Source organism: Pseudomonas sp. LARHCG127, from assembly GCF_052871455.1.
Window position 1 is genome coordinate 219,142 of sequence record NZ_JBIXJT010000001.1, and the last position, 15,930, is coordinate 235,071.

The following is a 15,930-nucleotide window of genomic DNA, read 5'->3' on the forward strand; positions in this document are numbered from 1 at the left end:
TGCCCCCATCTTGGTTTCAAGCTTACTTCCATCTGTTTCCGGCCCTAGGGCCGCCGTAGAGGCGAAATCATGAAGACAACCATCGAATTGCCTCTCCTGCCATTGCGCGATGTCGTGGTGTATCCGCACATGGTTATCCCGCTGTTCGTGGGGCGCGAGAAGTCCATCGAAGCCCTTGAGGCTGCGATGACGGGTGACAAGCAGATTCTGCTGCTGGCTCAGAGAAATCCGGCCGACGATGATCCCGGCGAAGACGCACTTTATCGCGTAGGTACGATTGCAACGGTTCTGCAGTTGCTCAAGTTGCCCGATGGCACCGTCAAGGTCCTGGTCGAAGGCGAGCAGCGCGGTACTGTCGAGCGTTTCAGCGAAGTGGACGGCCACTGCCGGGCCGAAGTGTCGCTGATCGAAGAAGTCGATGCGCCCGAGCGTGAATCAGAGGTGTTTGTCCGTAGCCTGCTGTCACAGTTCGAACAATACGTGCAATTGGGCAAGAAGGTGCCTGCAGAGGTCCTGTCGTCGCTTAACAGCATCGACGAGCCTGGACGACTGGTTGATACGATGGCGGCCCACATGGCCCTCAAGATCGAGCAGAAGCAGGAAATTCTCGAGATCATCGATCTGTCGGCCCGTGTCGAACACGTGCTCGCATTGCTCGATGGCGAAATCGATCTGTTGCAGGTCGAGAAACGCATTCGCGGTCGCGTCAAGAAGCAGATGGAGCGCAGCCAGCGCGAGTACTACCTGAATGAGCAGATGAAGGCCATTCAGAAAGAGCTGGGTGATGGCGATGAAGGCCACAACGAAATCGAAGAGCTGAAAAAGCGCATCGATGCCGCCGGCTTGCCCAAGGATGCCTTGGCCAAGGCCCAGGCTGAACTGAACAAGCTCAAGCAAATGTCGCCGATGTCTGCCGAAGCCACCGTGGTGCGCTCCTACATCGACTGGCTGGTCCAGGTGCCGTGGAAAGCCCAGAGCAAGGTGCGTCTGGACCTGGCACGGGCCGAAGACATCCTCGATGCCGACCATTACGGCCTGGAAGAGGTCAAGGAACGCATCCTTGAATACCTCGCCGTGCAGAAGCGCGTGAAGAAGATTCGCGGTCCGGTCCTGTGCCTGGTCGGTCCTCCCGGGGTGGGTAAAACCTCCCTGGCGGAGTCGATTGCCCACGCGACCAACCGTAAATTCGTGCGCATGGCCCTGGGTGGCGTGCGTGACGAGGCGGAAATTCGTGGTCATCGCCGTACCTACATCGGTTCGATGCCGGGAAGATTGATTCAAAAGATGACAAAGGTCGGCGTGCGCAATCCGCTGTTCCTTCTGGACGAAATCGACAAGATGGGCAGCGACATGCGCGGCGATCCCGCCTCTGCATTGCTCGAAGTGCTCGATCCGGAGCAGAACCACAACTTCAACGATCACTACCTGGAGGTCGACTACGACCTGTCGGACGTGATGTTCCTCTGCACCTCCAACTCCATGAACATCCCGCCAGCATTGCTGGACCGGATGGAGGTGATTCGTCTGCCGGGCTACACCGAGGACGAGAAGATCAACATCGCCGTGAAGTACCTTTCGCCCAAGCAGATCCAGGCCAATGGCCTGAAAAAAGGCGAGCTGGAATTCGACGAGGAAGCGATTCGCGACATCATCCGCTACTACACCCGCGAAGCCGGTGTGCGTGGTTTGGAGCGGCAGATTGCCAAGGTTTGCCGCAAGGCGGTCAAGGAACATGCGCTGGAAAAACGCTTCGCGGTCAAGGTCACTGCGGACCTGCTGGAGCATTTCCTGGGCGTGCGCAAGTTCCGCTACGGCTTGGCCGAGCAGCAGGACCAGATCGGCCAGGTGACTGGCCTGGCGTGGACTCAGGTCGGTGGCGAGTTGCTGACCATCGAAGCGGCCGTGGTACCGGGCAAGGGGCAACTGATCAAGACCGGTTCCCTGGGCGACGTGATGGTCGAGTCGATCACCGCGGCACTGACGGTGGTTCGCAGCCGCGCCCGGAGCCTGGGCATTCCCCTGGACTTCCATGAGAAGCGCGACACGCACATCCACATGCCTGAAGGGGCTACGCCCAAGGACGGCCCAAGCGCGGGTGTAGGCATGTGCACGGCCCTGGTCTCGGCCTTGACCGGTATTCCGGTGCGCGCCGACGTGGCCATGACGGGTGAAATCACGCTGCGCGGTCAAGTGCTGGCGATTGGTGGATTGAAGGAAAAACTGCTGGCGGCACACCGTGGCGGGATCAAGATCGTGATCATTCCCGAAGAAAATGTCCGCGATCTGAAGGAAATTCCTGACAACATCAAGCAAGATCTTCAGATCAAACCGGTTAAATGGATTGACGAGGTCCTGCAAATTGCGCTGCAATACGCGCCGGAGCCCTTGCCGGATGTGGCTCCGGAGATTGTCGCGAAGGAAGAAAAGCGAGAGTCTGACTCTAAGGAAAGAATTAGCACGCATTAATACGCATTTGCCTGGGGGGCCTTCCTTGACAGTTTTTTAGAGCCCTTGTTATAAAGCGGCTCTTAAGTGTCTGCAGGCCATTCAGCACTCGTTTTTGCTTTCACCAAAAAAACTTAGAATCATCTCAAATAGATATAAGGGGACTTAGAGTGAACAAGTCGGAACTGATTGATGCTATCGCTGCATCCGCTGATATCCCGAAAGCTGCTGCTGGCCGTGCGCTGGACGCTGTAATCGAATCCGTCACTGGCGCTCTCAAGGCTGGCGACTCCGTTGTTCTGGTTGGTTTCGGCACCTTCTCCGTGACTGATCGTCCTGCTCGTATCGGTCGCAACCCGCAGACCGGTAAGACGCTGGAAATCGCTGCTGCCAAAAAACCAGGCTTCAAAGCTGGTAAAGCACTGAAAGAAGCCGTTAACTAAGGTTTCGTTGAGTTTATCCGGGTCGGGGTCATGCCTGGCTTGGCAGCGGAGCGGTAATACGACCGGTTGCTACCGGTCTGGCACGCCAGGGCTTGCAGGTTCGAGCCCGGTCCGCTCCGCCAGTTACGAGAAGGCGCATCCTCGGATGCGCCTTTCTTCTATCCGGATTCTACCCACGCTCCACGGTTGCCTAAATTTGAAGTTCAACCGTTTCTGGGGGACGCATGCTGCAGAATATCAGGGACAATTCACAAGGCTGGATTGCCAAGACCATCATCGGGATCATCGTCGCATTGATGGCGTTGACCGGTTTCGAAGCCATTTTTCAAGCCACCTCGAACACCAATGAGGCGGCCAAGGTCAACGGCGAAGAGATCAGCCAGAACGAGCTGAGCCAAGCGGTCGACATGCAACGCCGTCAGCTCATGCAACAGTTGGGCAAGGATTTCGACGCCTCCCTGCTGGACGAAAAAATGCTGCGCGATTCGGCACTCAAGGGCCTGATCGATCGCAAGTTGCTGCTGCAAGGCGCACACGATGCGAAATTCGCTTTCTCCGAAGCTGCGCTCGATCAAGTGGTCCTGCAAACGCCTGAGTTCCAGGTCGATGGCAAATTCAGCGCCGAGCGTTTCGATCAAGTGATCCGCCAGCTGGGTTACAGCCGTATGCAATTCCGCCAGATGCTGGCTCAGGAAATGCTGATCGGTCAGTTGCGCGCCGGCCTGGCAGGCAGCGGTTTCGTCACCGATGCCCAGGTGCTGGCATTCGCCCGCTTGGAAAAGCAGACCCGTGATTTCGCCACCTTGGACATCAAGGCCGATCCTGAGTCGGTGAAGCTGACCGATGATGAGGTCAAGGCTTACTACGACCAACACGCCAAGGAATTCATGACGCCTGACCAGGTGGTCATCGATTACCTCGAGCTGAAGAAAGCCTCTTTCTTCGATCAGGTCAGCGTCAAGGACGAAGACCTGCAAGCGGCTTACCAGAAAGAAATCGCCAATCTGTCCGAGCAACGTCGGGCTGCGCACATCCTGATCGAAGTGAACGACAAGGTCACCGAAGCCCAGGCCAAGGCGAAGATCGAAGAGGTCCAGGCTCGCCTGGCCAAAGGCGAATCGTTTGAAGCCCTGGCGAAGGAGTTTTCCCAGGATCCGGGTTCGGCGAACAACGGCGGCGATCTCGGCTATGCCGGCCCAGGCGTCTACGATCCGGAGTTCGAAAAGGCCTTGTACGCCTTGAACAAGGATCAGGTCTCGGCACCGGTGCGCACCGACTTCGGTCTGCACCTGATCAAGCTGCTGGGTGTCGAAGCACCTGAAGTGCCGAGCTTTGCCAGCCTCAAGGACAAACTGACCCGCGATCTGAAGACCCAGCAGGTGGAGCAGCGTTTCGTGGAGGCGACCAAGCAATTGGAAGATGCCTCGTTCGAAGCGTCCGACCTGGCGCAACCGGCCCAGGACCTGAAGCTGACCGTCCACACATCGGCCCCGTTCGGTCGTGAAGGCGGCGAAGGCATTGCGGCCAATCGCGCGGTGGTGACTGCGGCGTTCAGCCCGGAGGTGCTGGAGGAGGGTGCCAACAGCACCGCCATCGAGCTGGACCCGGAAACCGTCGTGGTGCTGCGTGCCAAGGAGCACCGCAAGCCTGAGCAACTGCCGCTGGAAAAAGTGGCTGGCCCTATTCGTGCTCAATTGACCAAGGAACACGCCAGCGCAGCGGCCAAGACCCGCGCCGACGAGTTGATCGCCAGCCTGCGTGATGGCAAGACGCCGCTGGACAAACCGGTGGACGGCCAGGGCTGGAAAGCCACCGAGGCGGTCACCCGCAACCAGGAAGGCATCGACCCGGCGGTGCTGCAAGCACTGTTCCGCATGCCCAAGCCTGAGTCCAAGGACAAGCCGACTTTCAGCAGCGTGACCTTGCCTGACGGCAGCCTGGTGGTCGTGCGTCTGAACGGTGTAAACGAAGCGGCGGCACCGACTGACGAAGAGAAGGCGCAATATCGCCGCTACCTCGCGTCCCGCGTGGGTCAGCAGGACTTTGCGGCGTACCGCAAGCAGTTGGAGAGTCAGGCGGATATCAAGCGTTTCTGATTGCTTGATGCTTTTTCAAACTTGGTTGTAATGCTGCTCATTTAGAGAAACGGCGCTTCTGCAGAAATGGGAAGCGTCGTTTTTTTTTTGGTTTTTTGAGAGGGGGCGGGTTTTGTGTGTATATCCGTTGCTGCGGTAACGGCCACTTAGGGTTCCGCCCTGACGGCGGCTCACTTTTTTTCAAACGCCAAAAAAAGTAAGCAAAAAAGGCTTGCCCCACCACTCGGTGCCTCGCCTAGGCTCGGCATGCCCTCTCTCCGGCATTGCTCCGTGGGCCCGCCGCGAAGGGCCATCCATGGCCCAGCGCGGCTATCCCGGCATCCATGCCGGGATGCCCACTCCACAATGCCTGCGTTCGGCCAGCGTGGTTAACGGGGCCTCAAGATCAAAAGCAAAAGCAAAAGCAAAAGCGAGGCGGCCTGATAGCCGACCTGGTTCTTGGTGAGACCGCGTTCCCCCTGTGGGAGCGAGCCTGCTCGCGAAGACGGTCTTTCAACCGACCTGCTCTGACAGTCGTACTTCGATCCCATTGTGGGAGCGAGCTTGCTCGCGATGGCGGTGGGTCAGCTTGCCTGGGTGTTGAATGTGCTGATGCCTTCGCGAGCAAGCTCGCTCCCACAGGGTATTGCGGTGTGAACTGACTGGCGGCGCTTGTCAGGAAAACCCCGGAAGAGTACAAATGTACTCCATGACGACTCTCACTCCCCGCCGCACCGCCATCCTGACGTTTATCCGCGAACGCATCGCCGATCAGGGTCAGCCTCCAAGCCTCGCTGAAATCAGCGAGGCATTCGGTTTTGCCTCTCGCAGCGTGGCGCGCAAGCATGTGCTGGCGTTGACCGAGGCTGGTTTCATCGAAGTCAATCCGCACCAGGCCCGGGGCATTCGCTTGCTGAACCAGCCGTCGCGGCCCGAACTGCTTGACGTGCCGGTGCTGGGGCGAGTGGCTGCCGGCCTGCCGATTGGCGCCGATGCCGAGGTCCACAGTCGCCTGATGCTGGACCCGGCGATTTTCACCAAGGCGCCGGATTACCTGCTGCGGGTCCAGGGCGATTCGATGATCGAGGACGGCATTCTCGACGGTGACCTGGTGGGCGTGCAGCGTACGCCGCAGGCTGCCAACGGCCAGATCGTCGTGGCGCGCCTGGACGGTGAAGTCACCATCAAGCGCTTCGAGCGCACCGGCGAGCGGGTGCGTTTGCTGCCGCGCAACCCGGCCTACCAGCCGATCATCGTCGAGGCCGACCAGGACCTGGCGATAGAAGGGGTGTTCTGTGGACTGGTGAGGCAAGGCTGATGGGCGCTGTCGTTGCGCTGGACACGCTGTTCAATGGCGGCCAGGTCTGGAAGGGCCGGCCCGCGCCGCCGGCTGCCAGCCCGCAACCCACTGGCCATGACGCACTGGACGCGGCGTTGCCCAGTGGCGGCTGGCCGGAAGCGGCATTAACGGAATTGCTCATCGCCGCGCCGGGCGTGGGCGAGTTGCAATTGGTTTGGCCGACCCTGGCGCGGCTGGCGGCGGCGGGGGAGCGGATTGTGTTGGTGGCGCCGCCATTCGTGCCTTATCCCCAGGCTTGGCAGAACGCCGGCATCGACCTACGTCAGTTGTCGATCATCCGTGCCGATGAGCGTGAGGCCCTCTGGGCCACCGAACAATGCCTGCGGTCGGGCAGTTGTGGCGCGGTGCTGTGCTGGCCCCGCCAAGCGGACGACCGGGCCTTGCGCCGCTTGCAAGTGGCGGCGGAAACCGGCCAGACCCTGGCATTCGCCTGGCGCCCGATCCAGGAGGCTATCAACCCGTCGCCGGCGGCCTTGCGCATCGCCATCGATACCCGGCCGGCGCAATTGCGCGTGCTCAAGTGCCGGGGCGGGCTGGCCCGTTCGGCGCCGATTGCCTTTGCCACGCTCGCCCCACAAACCGGGCATTGAGGTTGCGATGCGCTGGGTCTGTATTCTTTTCCCGCAATTGGCGCTGGACGCCGCGCTGCGTCAGCGCCCCGATCCCGACCAGCCCCTGGCCTTGCTGACCGGTCCGGCCCAGCGCCGGGTCCAGCAAGCGGTGAACGCGCCGGCACGGGCCCTGGGCTTGCGTCCCGGCCAGACCATGACCGCCGCCCAGGCCTTGAGCAAAGGCTTTGCCACCGCCGAGTACGACGCGGCGCAGATCGAGTATTGGCAACAGTTCCTGGCGGCCTGGGCCTACCGTTTCAGCTCCCAGGTCAGCGTGCATTACCCGCGTACCCTGCTGTTCGAGATCGAGTCGAGCCTGGGCCTGTTCGGACCCTGGCCGGTGTTCGAGGCGCGCTTGCGCGCCGAATTGACCGAGCTGGGCTTTCGTCATCGCATCGTCGCCGCCCCCAACCCGGTGGCGGCGCGGGTGCTGGCCAATGCCTATGACGCCCTGGTGGTGCCCGATGCCGAGACCTTGCAGCACTGCCTGGGCCACATGCCCGTGGAACGAATTGGCCTGGAGCCCGACGTCGCCACGGCGCTGTCGCGCATGGGCCTGCGCCGCCTGAACCAGGTCCAGGCCTTGCCCCGACAGACCCTGGCTCGGCGTTTCGAGGCCCAGGTGCTCAAGCACCTCGATGCGTTGACGGGCAGCCGCACCCTGGCGCTGTCGTTCTACCTGCCGCCCGACCGTTTCGATGTGCGCATCGAACTCAACTATGACGTGCAATCCCATCAGGCGCTGCTGTTCCCGTTGCGCCGCCTGACCGGTGACCTGTCGGCCTTCCTCTGCGGCCGCGACAGCGGCGTGCAGCGCTTCGACTTGCACCTGGAACACGCCGGGTTGCCGGATACGGTGATCAAGGTCGGCCTGCTCAGCGCCGAACGTGACCCGGCGATGCTCTTCGAACTGGCCCGCGGTCGCTTGGAACAAGTCCAGGTCGAGGCCCCGGTGCGGGGTTTTCGCTTGTGCGCAGAAGACCTGCCGAGTTTCGTGCCCCAGCGCCTGGAGCTGTTTGACGAACGCCCGCAACAGTCATTGCCCTGGGAGCAACTGCGGGAACGGCTGCGGGCCCGCCTGGGGGATGATGCCGTGCAAGGCTTGGGGTTTCGCGACGACCATCGGCCTGAGTGCGCCTGGCAGATGACGGCCCAACCCCGTTCCCAGGTTTGTCCGGCGCGCGAGGGCGTGCAGCGTCCCGGCTGGCTGTTGGATGAACCCCAGGCTTTGCCGCAAGGCCAGGCACAGATCCTCATGGGGCCCGAGCGCATCGAGACCGGTTGGTGGGATGGCGCGGATGTGCGCCGCGACTATTACCTGATCGAAACCCGCAGCGGACAACGGGGCTGGGCCTATCGACCGGTGGGCGAGGGCGGGCCGCTGTGGCTGCAGGGCTGGTTCGCATGAGCGTTGAATATGCCGAGCTGCATTGCCTGTCGAACTTCAGTTTCCAGCGCGGCGCCTCCAGTGCCCTGGAGTTGTGCCGTCGCGCCAAGCAGCAGGGCTATCAGGCCTTGGCGATCACCGATGAATGCACCCTGGCCGGGATCGTCCGGGCCTGGCAGGCGGCCAAGGAGTTGGCGCTGCAATTGATTGTCGGCAGCGAAATCCAGGTCGAGAACGGTCCGAAACTGGTGCTGCTGGTGGAAAACCTGGACGGCTATCAAGCCTTGTGCCGGTTGATCACCCGCGCCCGTCGCCGCAGCGAGAAGGGCCACTATCGCATCGTGCGGGAGGACTTCGACGAGCCCTTGCCGGGGCTGCTGGCGTTGTGGGTCGCCGAGGGCAAGGACGCCGAGGAGCACGGGCGTTGGCTCCAGCCGATCTTTGCCGGGCGCTTGTGGCTGACGGTCCAGTTGCATTGTGGACAGGACGACCGCCGACGGCTGGCGGACTGCCTGGCACTGGCCGAACGCTTGGATCTTCCGGCCGTGGCCAGCGGCGATGTGCACATGCATGTGCGCGGCCGTCGTGCCTTGCAGGACACCATGACCGCCATCCGCCACCACGTCACGGTGGCCGAGGCCGGCCAGCGCCTGCACCCCAACGGCGAGCGCCACTTGCGCAGCCGCAAGGATCTGGCCGAGCTCTACCCGCGGGCCTTGCTCGATGAAACCCTGGCCATCGCCCGGCGCTGCACCTTCGACCTTGGCCAACTGCGCTATGAATATCCGCGTGAGCTGGTGCCCGAGGGGCATGATCCTGCGTCCTGGCTGCGGGAACTGACCGAGCGGGGCATGCACGAGCGGTGGAAGGATGGCGTGACAGACAAGGTGCGGGCACAGATCGACAAGGAGTTGAGCCTGATCGCCGAATTGGGCTATGACAGCTATTTCCTCACCGTGCAGGACATTGTCAGCTTTGCCCGCAGTCGCCATATCCTCTGCCAGGGGCGCGGTTCGGCGGCCAACTCGGCGGTGTGCTACGCCTTGCGCATTACCGAAATCGACCCCAGTCTCACCAGCCTGTTGTTCGAGCGTTTCCTGTCCCGGGAGCGCAACGAGCCGCCGGACATCGACGTCGACTTCGAACACGACCGTCGCGAGGAGGTGCTGCAGTACGTATTCCAGCGCTACGGTCGTCATCGTGCGGCCTTGACGGCGGTGGTCAGCAGTTACCACGGCGCCGGGGCGGTGCGCGATGTGGCCAAGGCCCTGGGCCTGCCGCCGGACCAGGTCAATGCCCTGGCCGATTGCTGCGGCCGTTGGAGCGACGAGGCGCCGCCGGTGGAGCGCTTGCGTGAAGGCGGCTTCGACCCGGACAGCCCGGTGTTGCGCCGGGTCTTGGGCCTGACCCAGCAATTGATCGGTTTCCCCCGGCACTTATCCCAGCACCCTGGCGGCTTCGTGATTTCCGAACAGCCCCTGGACACCCTGGTGCCGGTGGAAAACGCGGCCATGGCCGAGCGCACCATCATCCAGTGGGACAAGGACGACCTGGACGCGGTCGGGCTGCTCAAGGTGGATATCCTGGCCTTGGGCATGCTCAGCGCGATTCGGCGTTGTTTCGACCTGATCGAGCAGTACCGGGGGCAGCGTTATGCCTTGGCGTCGTTGCCCCAGGAAGATCCGGCGACCTACCAGATGATCTCGCGGGCCGACACCATCGGTGTCTTCCAGATCGAATCCCGGGCGCAGATGTCGATGTTGCCTCGGCTGAGACCCGAGAGGTTCTACGATTTGGTCATCGAAGTGGCGATCGTGCGGCCCGGGCCGATCCAGGGAGGGATGGTGCACCCGTACCTGCGGCGCAGAAACAAGGAAGAGGCGGTGACGTATCCCTCTGAAGCGCTGAAAACAGTGCTTGACCGCACCCTGGGTGTGCCCTTGTTCCAGGAGCAGGTCATGCAGATCGCCATCGTCGCGGCCGACTACACCCCGGGCGAAGCCGACCAATTGCGGCGCTCCATGGCTGCCTGGAAACGTCACGGTGGGTTGGAGCCCCATCGGGAACGCCTGGCGCAGGGGATGAAGAACAATGGCTACACCGCTGAATTCGCCGCGCAAATCTTCGAACAGATCAAAGGCTTCGGCAATTACGGTTTTCCCGAATCCCACGCTGCCAGTTTCGCCTTGCTGACCTACGCCAGCAGCTGGCTCAAATGCCACGAACCGGCGGCGTTTGCCTGTGCCTTGATCAACAGTTGGCCGATGGGGTTCTACAGCCCGGACCAGATCCTCCAGGATGCCCGCCGGCATCAACTGTCGATCCGCCCGGTGGATGTGCGCGCCAGCGATTGGGAGTGCAGCCTCGAGCCCATGGACGGCCGGCAACCGGCGATCCGCATGGGGCTGCGCCTGGTCAAGGGGTTTCGCGAAGAGGATGCCCGCCGTATCGAAGCGGCGCGCCGGCAGCGGCCCTTCAGCGACGTGGCCGACTTGGGTGAACGCGCGCAACTCGATGCCCGGGCCCAGGCGCAACTGGCGGACTCAGGGGCCTTGCAAGGCTTGGCCGGGGATCGCCATCGGGCTCGCTGGGAAGTGGCCGGGGTGCAGAAGCAACTGGGCCTTTTCGCCGGTTTGCCCAGCCAGGAAGAACCGCCCGTGACCCTGCCCGAACCCACGCTGGGGGAAAACCTGTTTGCCGATTACGCCACGCTGGGCACGACACTTGGCCCTCATCCGCTGGCCCTGCTGCGTTCCGAACTGCGCGCCCGGCGCTGCCGCAGTTCACGGGAATTGCAGGACGTGGAGCATGGCCGCAACGTCAGCGTCGCCGGGCTGGTCACCGGCCGCCAACGCCCAGGCACGGCCAGCGGCGTGACCTTCGTCACCCTGGAAGATGAATTCGGCAACCTCAACGTGGTGGTCTGGCGCGACCTGGCCGAGCGCCAGCGCAAGACCCTGGTGGGCTCGCAATTGCTCAGGGTCGACGGGCGCTGGGAAAGCGTCGGCGAGGTCCGCCACTTGATCGCCGGGCGCTTGAGCGACCTGACTGAATTGTTGGCGGGTATCCAGGTGCAAAGCCGCGATTTCCGCTGAGGTTGCTATAACACCACAACCCTGTGGCGAGGGAGCTTGCTCCCGCTCGGCGGCGCAGCCGTCGTAAACCAGCCGGCCCGGTGTGCCTGAAGGATTGCGTCAGCCTTTTTTGGGGCTGCTTTGCAGCCCAGCGGGAGCAAGCTCCCTCGCCACAGGGATCGTGCGCAAACCGGTCAGCATGAAACCAAACGCCAACCCGACGCTCGAAGCTCTGATCGCAAGGGATTTGTGTATGCCGATTCCCTGCAGGTATTTTGAGGCTCAGAGTCGACCATGCAGTTTCTATCCCAGAATCACGGGTGCCCTGGGTGGGGCGGTGAGATGGCCGGGCGTATCCGGGCGTTCGATTGGAGCCGAACCGAGTTGGGCGCCATCGAGCACTGGTCCGCCAGCTTGCGCAGCGCTGTCCAATTGTTGTTGGCTTCGCCCCTGCCGATGGTGATGTTGTGGGGCCGCCAGGGCTTCATGATCTACAACGATGCCTACGCCGAGTTCGCTGGCGGCCGCCATCCCTACCTGCTGGGGTGCGCGGTGGAGTTGGGCTGGCCGGAGGTCGCTGAATTCAATCGCCATGTCCTGGACGTCTGCCTGGCCGGCGGCACCTTGTCCTACCGTAGCAAAGAGCTGGTCCTGCTACGCGATGGCAAGCCTGAAGACGTGTGGATGGACCTCTACTACAGCCCGGTGCCCGATGACGACCAATCTCCGGCGGGGGTGTTGGCGATTGTGGTGGAAACCACCGAGCACGTATTGACCGAGCGCGCCCGGCAAGCGGCCGAACGCAGTTACCGCGCGGTCAATGAACGCATCCAGCTGGCGCTCTCGGCCGGGCCCTTGCTGGGGTCGTTCGTCTGGGACATCCAGGCCGACACGTTATCGGGCGATGAGCGTTTCGCCCGTACTTTCAACTACCCACCCGACTGTTCGCTGGACGCATTGCCCATCGAAATTGCCCGCCAGGGTATCCACCCGGACGACCTTGAAGAGGTCAACCAGCGGGTCGAACTGACCGTGCGCACCGGCGTGTCTTACAGCGCTGAATATCGGGTTCGCCGCCTGGACGGCAACTATCGCTGGGTGCTGGCCAGCGGTCGATGTGAGTTCGATGGGGCGGGCAAGCCCCTGCGTTTTCCGGGGGTGCTGATTGATATCGATGAGCGCAAGACGGCCGAAGCGTCGCTGCTCAAGTTCACCCGCGATTTGGAGCAACGCGTCGCCAACGAGGTGCAGGCGCGGCTGGCAGCGGAAGAACAGTTGCGCCAGTCACAGAAGCTGGAGGCCATTGGCGGCCTCACCGGTGGTGTGGCCCATGACTTCAACAACTTGCTGCAGGTGATCGCCGGCAACCTGCATTTACTGGCACGCCACGAACGAGACAATGCCAATGTGCAACGACGGGTCAGTGCTTCCATCGAAGCCGTGGAGCGGGGGGCCAAGCTGTCCTCGCAGTTGCTGGCATTTGCCCGGCGCCAGCCCTTGTCACCGGCGGTCTACAACCCTCGGCGCATCTACGAGGGCATGGGTGAGTTGCTGCAACGGGCCCTGGGCGAAACCATTCAGATTGAAGTGAGCCTGCCCCAGGCGCCATGGTGCATCCACGTTGATCGCAACCAACTGGAAAACGCCCTGTTGAACCTGGCAATCAATGCCCGTGACGCCATGGATGGCGAGGGCACCATCCGCCTGCTCGGCGAGAACATCGTGCTCGATGAAGCGTTCTGCGCAGGCAAGGGAATCCCGGCCGGCGACTATGTTCGACTGTCGGTGATCGATTGTGGTGCCGGCATGCCGCCCGATGTCCTGCAGCAAGTGTTCGAACCGTTTTTCACCACCAAGACCGATGGCCAGGGCACTGGGCTTGGATTGAGCATGGTGTTCGGGTTCGTCAAGCAGAGTGGCGGCCATATCGAGATTTCCAGCGACCTGGGTGAAGGCACGCGGGTGCGGATGTATTTCCCTCGAAGCCTTGCGCCCGAAGTAGGGGAAACCGAGCAACACGACGCGCTTCAGTCCGGACGGCAGGAGACGATTCTGGTGGTGGAGGACAACGACGAGGTGCGCAGTGCGTCGGTGGACCTGCTGGAGCAGTCAGGCTATCGGACCCTCACGGCCGCCAACGGCGATGAGGCGATGAAACTGCTGCTGGACGGCACCGCGGTGGACCTGATTTTCACCGACGTGGTCATGCCTGGCCTGATCAAGAGTTCCGACCTGGCCGCCTGGGCCAAGGTGCAGAGCCCGCCGGTCCCGGTGCTGTTCACCTCGGGCCATACCCGGGACATCATCTCCCGAAACCATCAATTGAGCCCCGACACCCATTTGTTGAGCAAACCCTACGGCCCGGACGCATTGGCCCGGATGATCAGGAGTGTGTTGGGCGGTTGATCGCTGCGTTTTAAACAAATGGAACCGAAGCCGTTGCGTCACCTTCGAATGTTCAAGACCGGTCAACCATCCGGCCCTGCCATGAACGAGGTGCCTATGAACGACGATCCCGCAAACACCCAGCCACAGACGCCGTCTGCGCGTAATGATCCGGCCATCGACCCCCAGGTTCCGGGCAAAGCGTCTGATGCCGAGCCAGTCAGTCCTGCCGGAACGGACCAGGCTGATAGCGCCGCCACTGAGGTCGATCAGAAGCAGCACCACCAGGACAATGACAACACCTTCAGCCCCGGCTTCAAGCCTGATCCGGACCGGCCGAAATCCGGTGACAGCACGGATGCCGATATCGATACCGATGGGGGCTAGGTTGGTCGCCAAACGCGTGAGGCAGGTTGGGCTCGATGTTGACTGTGCCGCCGCCATCGCGAGCAAGCTCGCTCCCACAGTGGTCTTGTGGTGAATGAAAACTCATGAACACCCAAGACTCCTGTGATGAACATGAGATTCATGAACACCCACGATCCCTGTGGGAGCGAGCTTGCTCGCGATAGCGGTGGTGCTGCCTGCGTTTATTCAGCCTTGAAGCAATACACCGCCAGCTTGTTGCCATCCAGGTCCCGGGCATAAGCGGCGAAGGCGTTGTCCGCCCAGCCACGCGGGCCTGGCAGGCCTTCGCAAACGCCGCCGTTTGCCAGGGCGGCCGTATGGAACGCCTGGACCGCCGCGCGGTTCGGCGCTTCGAAGCTCACCGTGACGCCGTTGCCGATGGTGGCCGCACTGCCGTTGGCCGGGTTGAGGACAAAAAACGACGGCTTGTCGACGCCCCAGATGGAGCCGGCCTCGTTGAGGTCGGCGACACGCTTGAGGCCGATCTCTTTCAGGGTGGCGTCATAAAATGCGCGTGCTTTTGCCAGGTTGTTGGTGCCGACGGTGACATGGGTAAAAACGGACATCTTGGTTTCCTTTCTTTGGGTCATTGGGTTTACGAGCGGATTTCAGAAATGAATGACGGTACGAATGCTCTGCCCGGTGTGCATCAACTCGAAGGCTTCGTTGATCGCTTCCAGGGGCATGTTGTGGGTGATGAAGGTTTCCAGCGGGATCTCCCCGCGACTGGTCTTCTCCACATAACTGGGTAGTTCGGTGCGGCCTTTCACGCCGCCGAAGGCACTGCCGCGCCACACCCGACCGGTGACGAGCTGGAACGGGCGGGTGCTGATTTCCTGGCCGGCGCCGGCCACACCGATGATGATCGACTCGCCCCAGCCCTTATGGCAGCACTCCAGCGCTGCGCGCATCAATTGCACGTTGCCGACGCATTCGAAGGAGTAATCCACGCCACCGTCGGTGAGTTCGACGATGACGTCCTGGATCGGCCGGTCATCCTCCTTGGGATTGATGAAGTCCGTCGCGCCCAACGACAGGGCGACATCGCGCTTGGCTGGGTTGATGTCGATGGCCAGGATGCGCCCGGCGTTGGCCATCTTGGCGCCAATGATCGCGGCCAGGCCGATCCCCCCCAACCCGAAGATCGCCACGCTGGCACCGGCTTCGACTTTCGCCGTGTTGAGGACCGCGCCAATCCCCGTGGTCACTCCGCAGCCGAGCAGGCAAACCTGCTCCAATGGTGCGTCCTTGGATATCTTCGCCAAGGAAATTTCCGGCAGCACCGTGTATTCGGAAAAGGTCGAGCAGCCCATGTAATGGAACAGTGGCTGGCCTTCGTAAGAGAAGCGCGAAGTGCCGTCGGGCATCAAGCCTTTGCCTTGGGTGGCCCTGACGGCCTGGCAGAGGTTGGTCTTGCCCGAGAGGCAGAATTTGCATTGCCGGCATTCCGCGGTATAGAGCGGGATCACGTGGTCGCCGACTTGCAGCGAGGTCACGCCTTCGCCGATGGACTCGACCACACCACCGCCTTCATGCCCCAGCACGGTGGGGAAAATGCCTTCGGGATCGCTGCCCGACAGGGTGAAGGCGTCGGTGTGGCAAACGCCGGTGGCGACGATGCGCACCCGGACCTCACCGGCCTTGGGTGGCGCCACATCGATGGTGACCAACCGCAACGGTTCGTTGGGTGCGAATGCGACCGCAGCCCTTGATTTCAAGGTCTGTACTGACATGGAAAAGCC

General features: G+C 62.1%; 11 protein-coding genes. 9 read left to right on the forward strand and 2 right to left on the reverse strand.

All coding sequences use genetic code 11. From position 1 onward, the window contains the following. The first annotated feature begins 69 nt into the window (after nucleotides 1-69). From lon to ACIPQ1_RS01070, 9 genes are all read left to right on the forward strand, one after another. On the forward strand, nucleotides 70-2,466 hold the full coding sequence (gene lon, locus ACIPQ1_RS01030) for an endopeptidase La (protein WP_014339302.1): 2,397 nt from the start codon (nucleotides 70-72) through the stop codon (nucleotides 2,464-2,466). Nucleotides 2,467-2,615: 149 nt separating this feature from the next. Further along, nucleotides 2,616-2,888, forward strand: a complete 273-nt coding sequence (locus tag ACIPQ1_RS01035; protein ID WP_002552737.1) for an HU family DNA-binding protein — start codon at nucleotides 2,616-2,618, stop codon at nucleotides 2,886-2,888. A gap of 224 nt (nucleotides 2,889-3,112) precedes the next feature. Beyond that, nucleotides 3,113-4,984 carry a SurA N-terminal domain-containing protein gene (locus tag ACIPQ1_RS01040; RefSeq protein ID WP_446533400.1) on the forward strand — a complete coding sequence of 624 codons (1,872 nt, stop codon included), beginning with the start codon at nucleotides 3,113-3,115 and terminating at the stop codon, nucleotides 4,982-4,984. Between the two features lie 679 nt (nucleotides 4,985-5,663). Then, nucleotides 5,664-6,281, forward strand: coding sequence for a transcriptional repressor LexA (lexA, locus tag ACIPQ1_RS01045; protein ID WP_250963989.1), 618 nt, complete (start codon nucleotides 5,664-5,666; stop codon nucleotides 6,279-6,281). Beyond that, complete coding sequence (gene imuA / locus ACIPQ1_RS01050) at nucleotides 6,281-6,913, forward strand: translesion DNA synthesis-associated protein ImuA (protein WP_250963988.1); 633 nt, start codon at nucleotides 6,281-6,283, stop codon at nucleotides 6,911-6,913. The genes lexA and imuA overlap by 1 nt, the downstream gene beginning before the upstream one ends. Before the next feature lie 7 nt (nucleotides 6,914-6,920). Beyond that, nucleotides 6,921-8,342 carry a Y-family DNA polymerase gene (locus ACIPQ1_RS01055; protein ID WP_446533401.1) on the forward strand — a complete coding sequence of 474 codons (1,422 nt, stop codon included), beginning with the start codon at nucleotides 6,921-6,923 and terminating at the stop codon, nucleotides 8,340-8,342. Further along, the gene (locus ACIPQ1_RS01060) at nucleotides 8,339-11,416 is read left to right on the forward strand and encodes an error-prone DNA polymerase (protein ID WP_446533402.1); all 3,078 of its coding nucleotides are present in this window, start codon (nucleotides 8,339-8,341) and stop codon (nucleotides 11,414-11,416) included. The genes ACIPQ1_RS01055 and ACIPQ1_RS01060 overlap by 4 nt, the downstream gene beginning before the upstream one ends. 273 nt (nucleotides 11,417-11,689) lie before the next feature. After that, nucleotides 11,690-13,801, forward strand: coding sequence for an ATP-binding protein (locus ACIPQ1_RS01065; RefSeq protein ID WP_446533403.1), 2,112 nt, complete (start codon nucleotides 11,690-11,692; stop codon nucleotides 13,799-13,801). Nucleotides 13,802-13,897: 96 nt separating this feature from the next. Next, the gene (locus ACIPQ1_RS01070; RefSeq protein WP_411387023.1) at nucleotides 13,898-14,167 is read left to right on the forward strand and encodes a hypothetical protein; all 270 of its coding nucleotides are present in this window, start codon (nucleotides 13,898-13,900) and stop codon (nucleotides 14,165-14,167) included. Between the two features lie 203 nt (nucleotides 14,168-14,370). Here the strand turns inward: ACIPQ1_RS01070 and ACIPQ1_RS01075 are convergent, their stop codons facing one another. Both ACIPQ1_RS01075 and ACIPQ1_RS01080 read right to left on the reverse strand, forming a co-directional pair. Continuing rightward, complete coding sequence (locus tag ACIPQ1_RS01075; RefSeq protein WP_186708349.1) at nucleotides 14,371-14,754, reverse strand: VOC family protein; 384 nt, start codon at nucleotides 14,752-14,754, stop codon at nucleotides 14,371-14,373. A 42-nt stretch (nucleotides 14,755-14,796) separates the two neighbouring features. Then, nucleotides 14,797-15,921 carry an S-(hydroxymethyl)glutathione dehydrogenase/class III alcohol dehydrogenase gene (locus ACIPQ1_RS01080; protein ID WP_411387024.1) on the reverse strand — a complete coding sequence of 375 codons (1,125 nt, stop codon included), beginning with the start codon at nucleotides 15,919-15,921 and terminating at the stop codon, nucleotides 14,797-14,799. Between the last annotated feature and the right edge of the window lie 9 nt (nucleotides 15,922-15,930).

Coding starts and splice junctions, on each gene's coding strand:
- lon (WP_014339302.1), top strand. CDS start 70: ATGAAGACAACCATCGAATTGCCTCTCCTGCCATTGCGCGATGTCGTG.
- ACIPQ1_RS01040 (WP_446533400.1), top strand. CDS start 3,113: ATGCTGCAGAATATCAGGGACAATTCACAAGGCTGGATTGCCAAGACC.
- lexA (WP_250963989.1), top strand. CDS start 5,664: ATGTACTCCATGACGACTCTCACTCCCCGCCGCACCGCCATCCTGACG.
- imuA (WP_250963988.1), top strand. CDS start 6,281: ATGGGCGCTGTCGTTGCGCTGGACACGCTGTTCAATGGCGGCCAGGTC.
- ACIPQ1_RS01055 (WP_446533401.1), top strand. CDS start 6,921: ATGCGCTGGGTCTGTATTCTTTTCCCGCAATTGGCGCTGGACGCCGCG.
- ACIPQ1_RS01060 (WP_446533402.1), top strand. CDS start 8,339: ATGAGCGTTGAATATGCCGAGCTGCATTGCCTGTCGAACTTCAGTTTC.
- ACIPQ1_RS01065 (WP_446533403.1), top strand. CDS start 11,690: ATGCAGTTTCTATCCCAGAATCACGGGTGCCCTGGGTGGGGCGGTGAG.
- ACIPQ1_RS01070 (WP_411387023.1), top strand. CDS start 13,898: ATGAACGACGATCCCGCAAACACCCAGCCACAGACGCCGTCTGCGCGT.
- ACIPQ1_RS01075 (WP_186708349.1), bottom strand. CDS start 14,754: ATGTCCGTTTTTACCCATGTCACCGTCGGCACCAACAACCTGGCAAAA.
- ACIPQ1_RS01080 (WP_411387024.1), bottom strand. CDS start 15,921: ATGTCAGTACAGACCTTGAAATCAAGGGCTGCGGTCGCATTCGCACCC.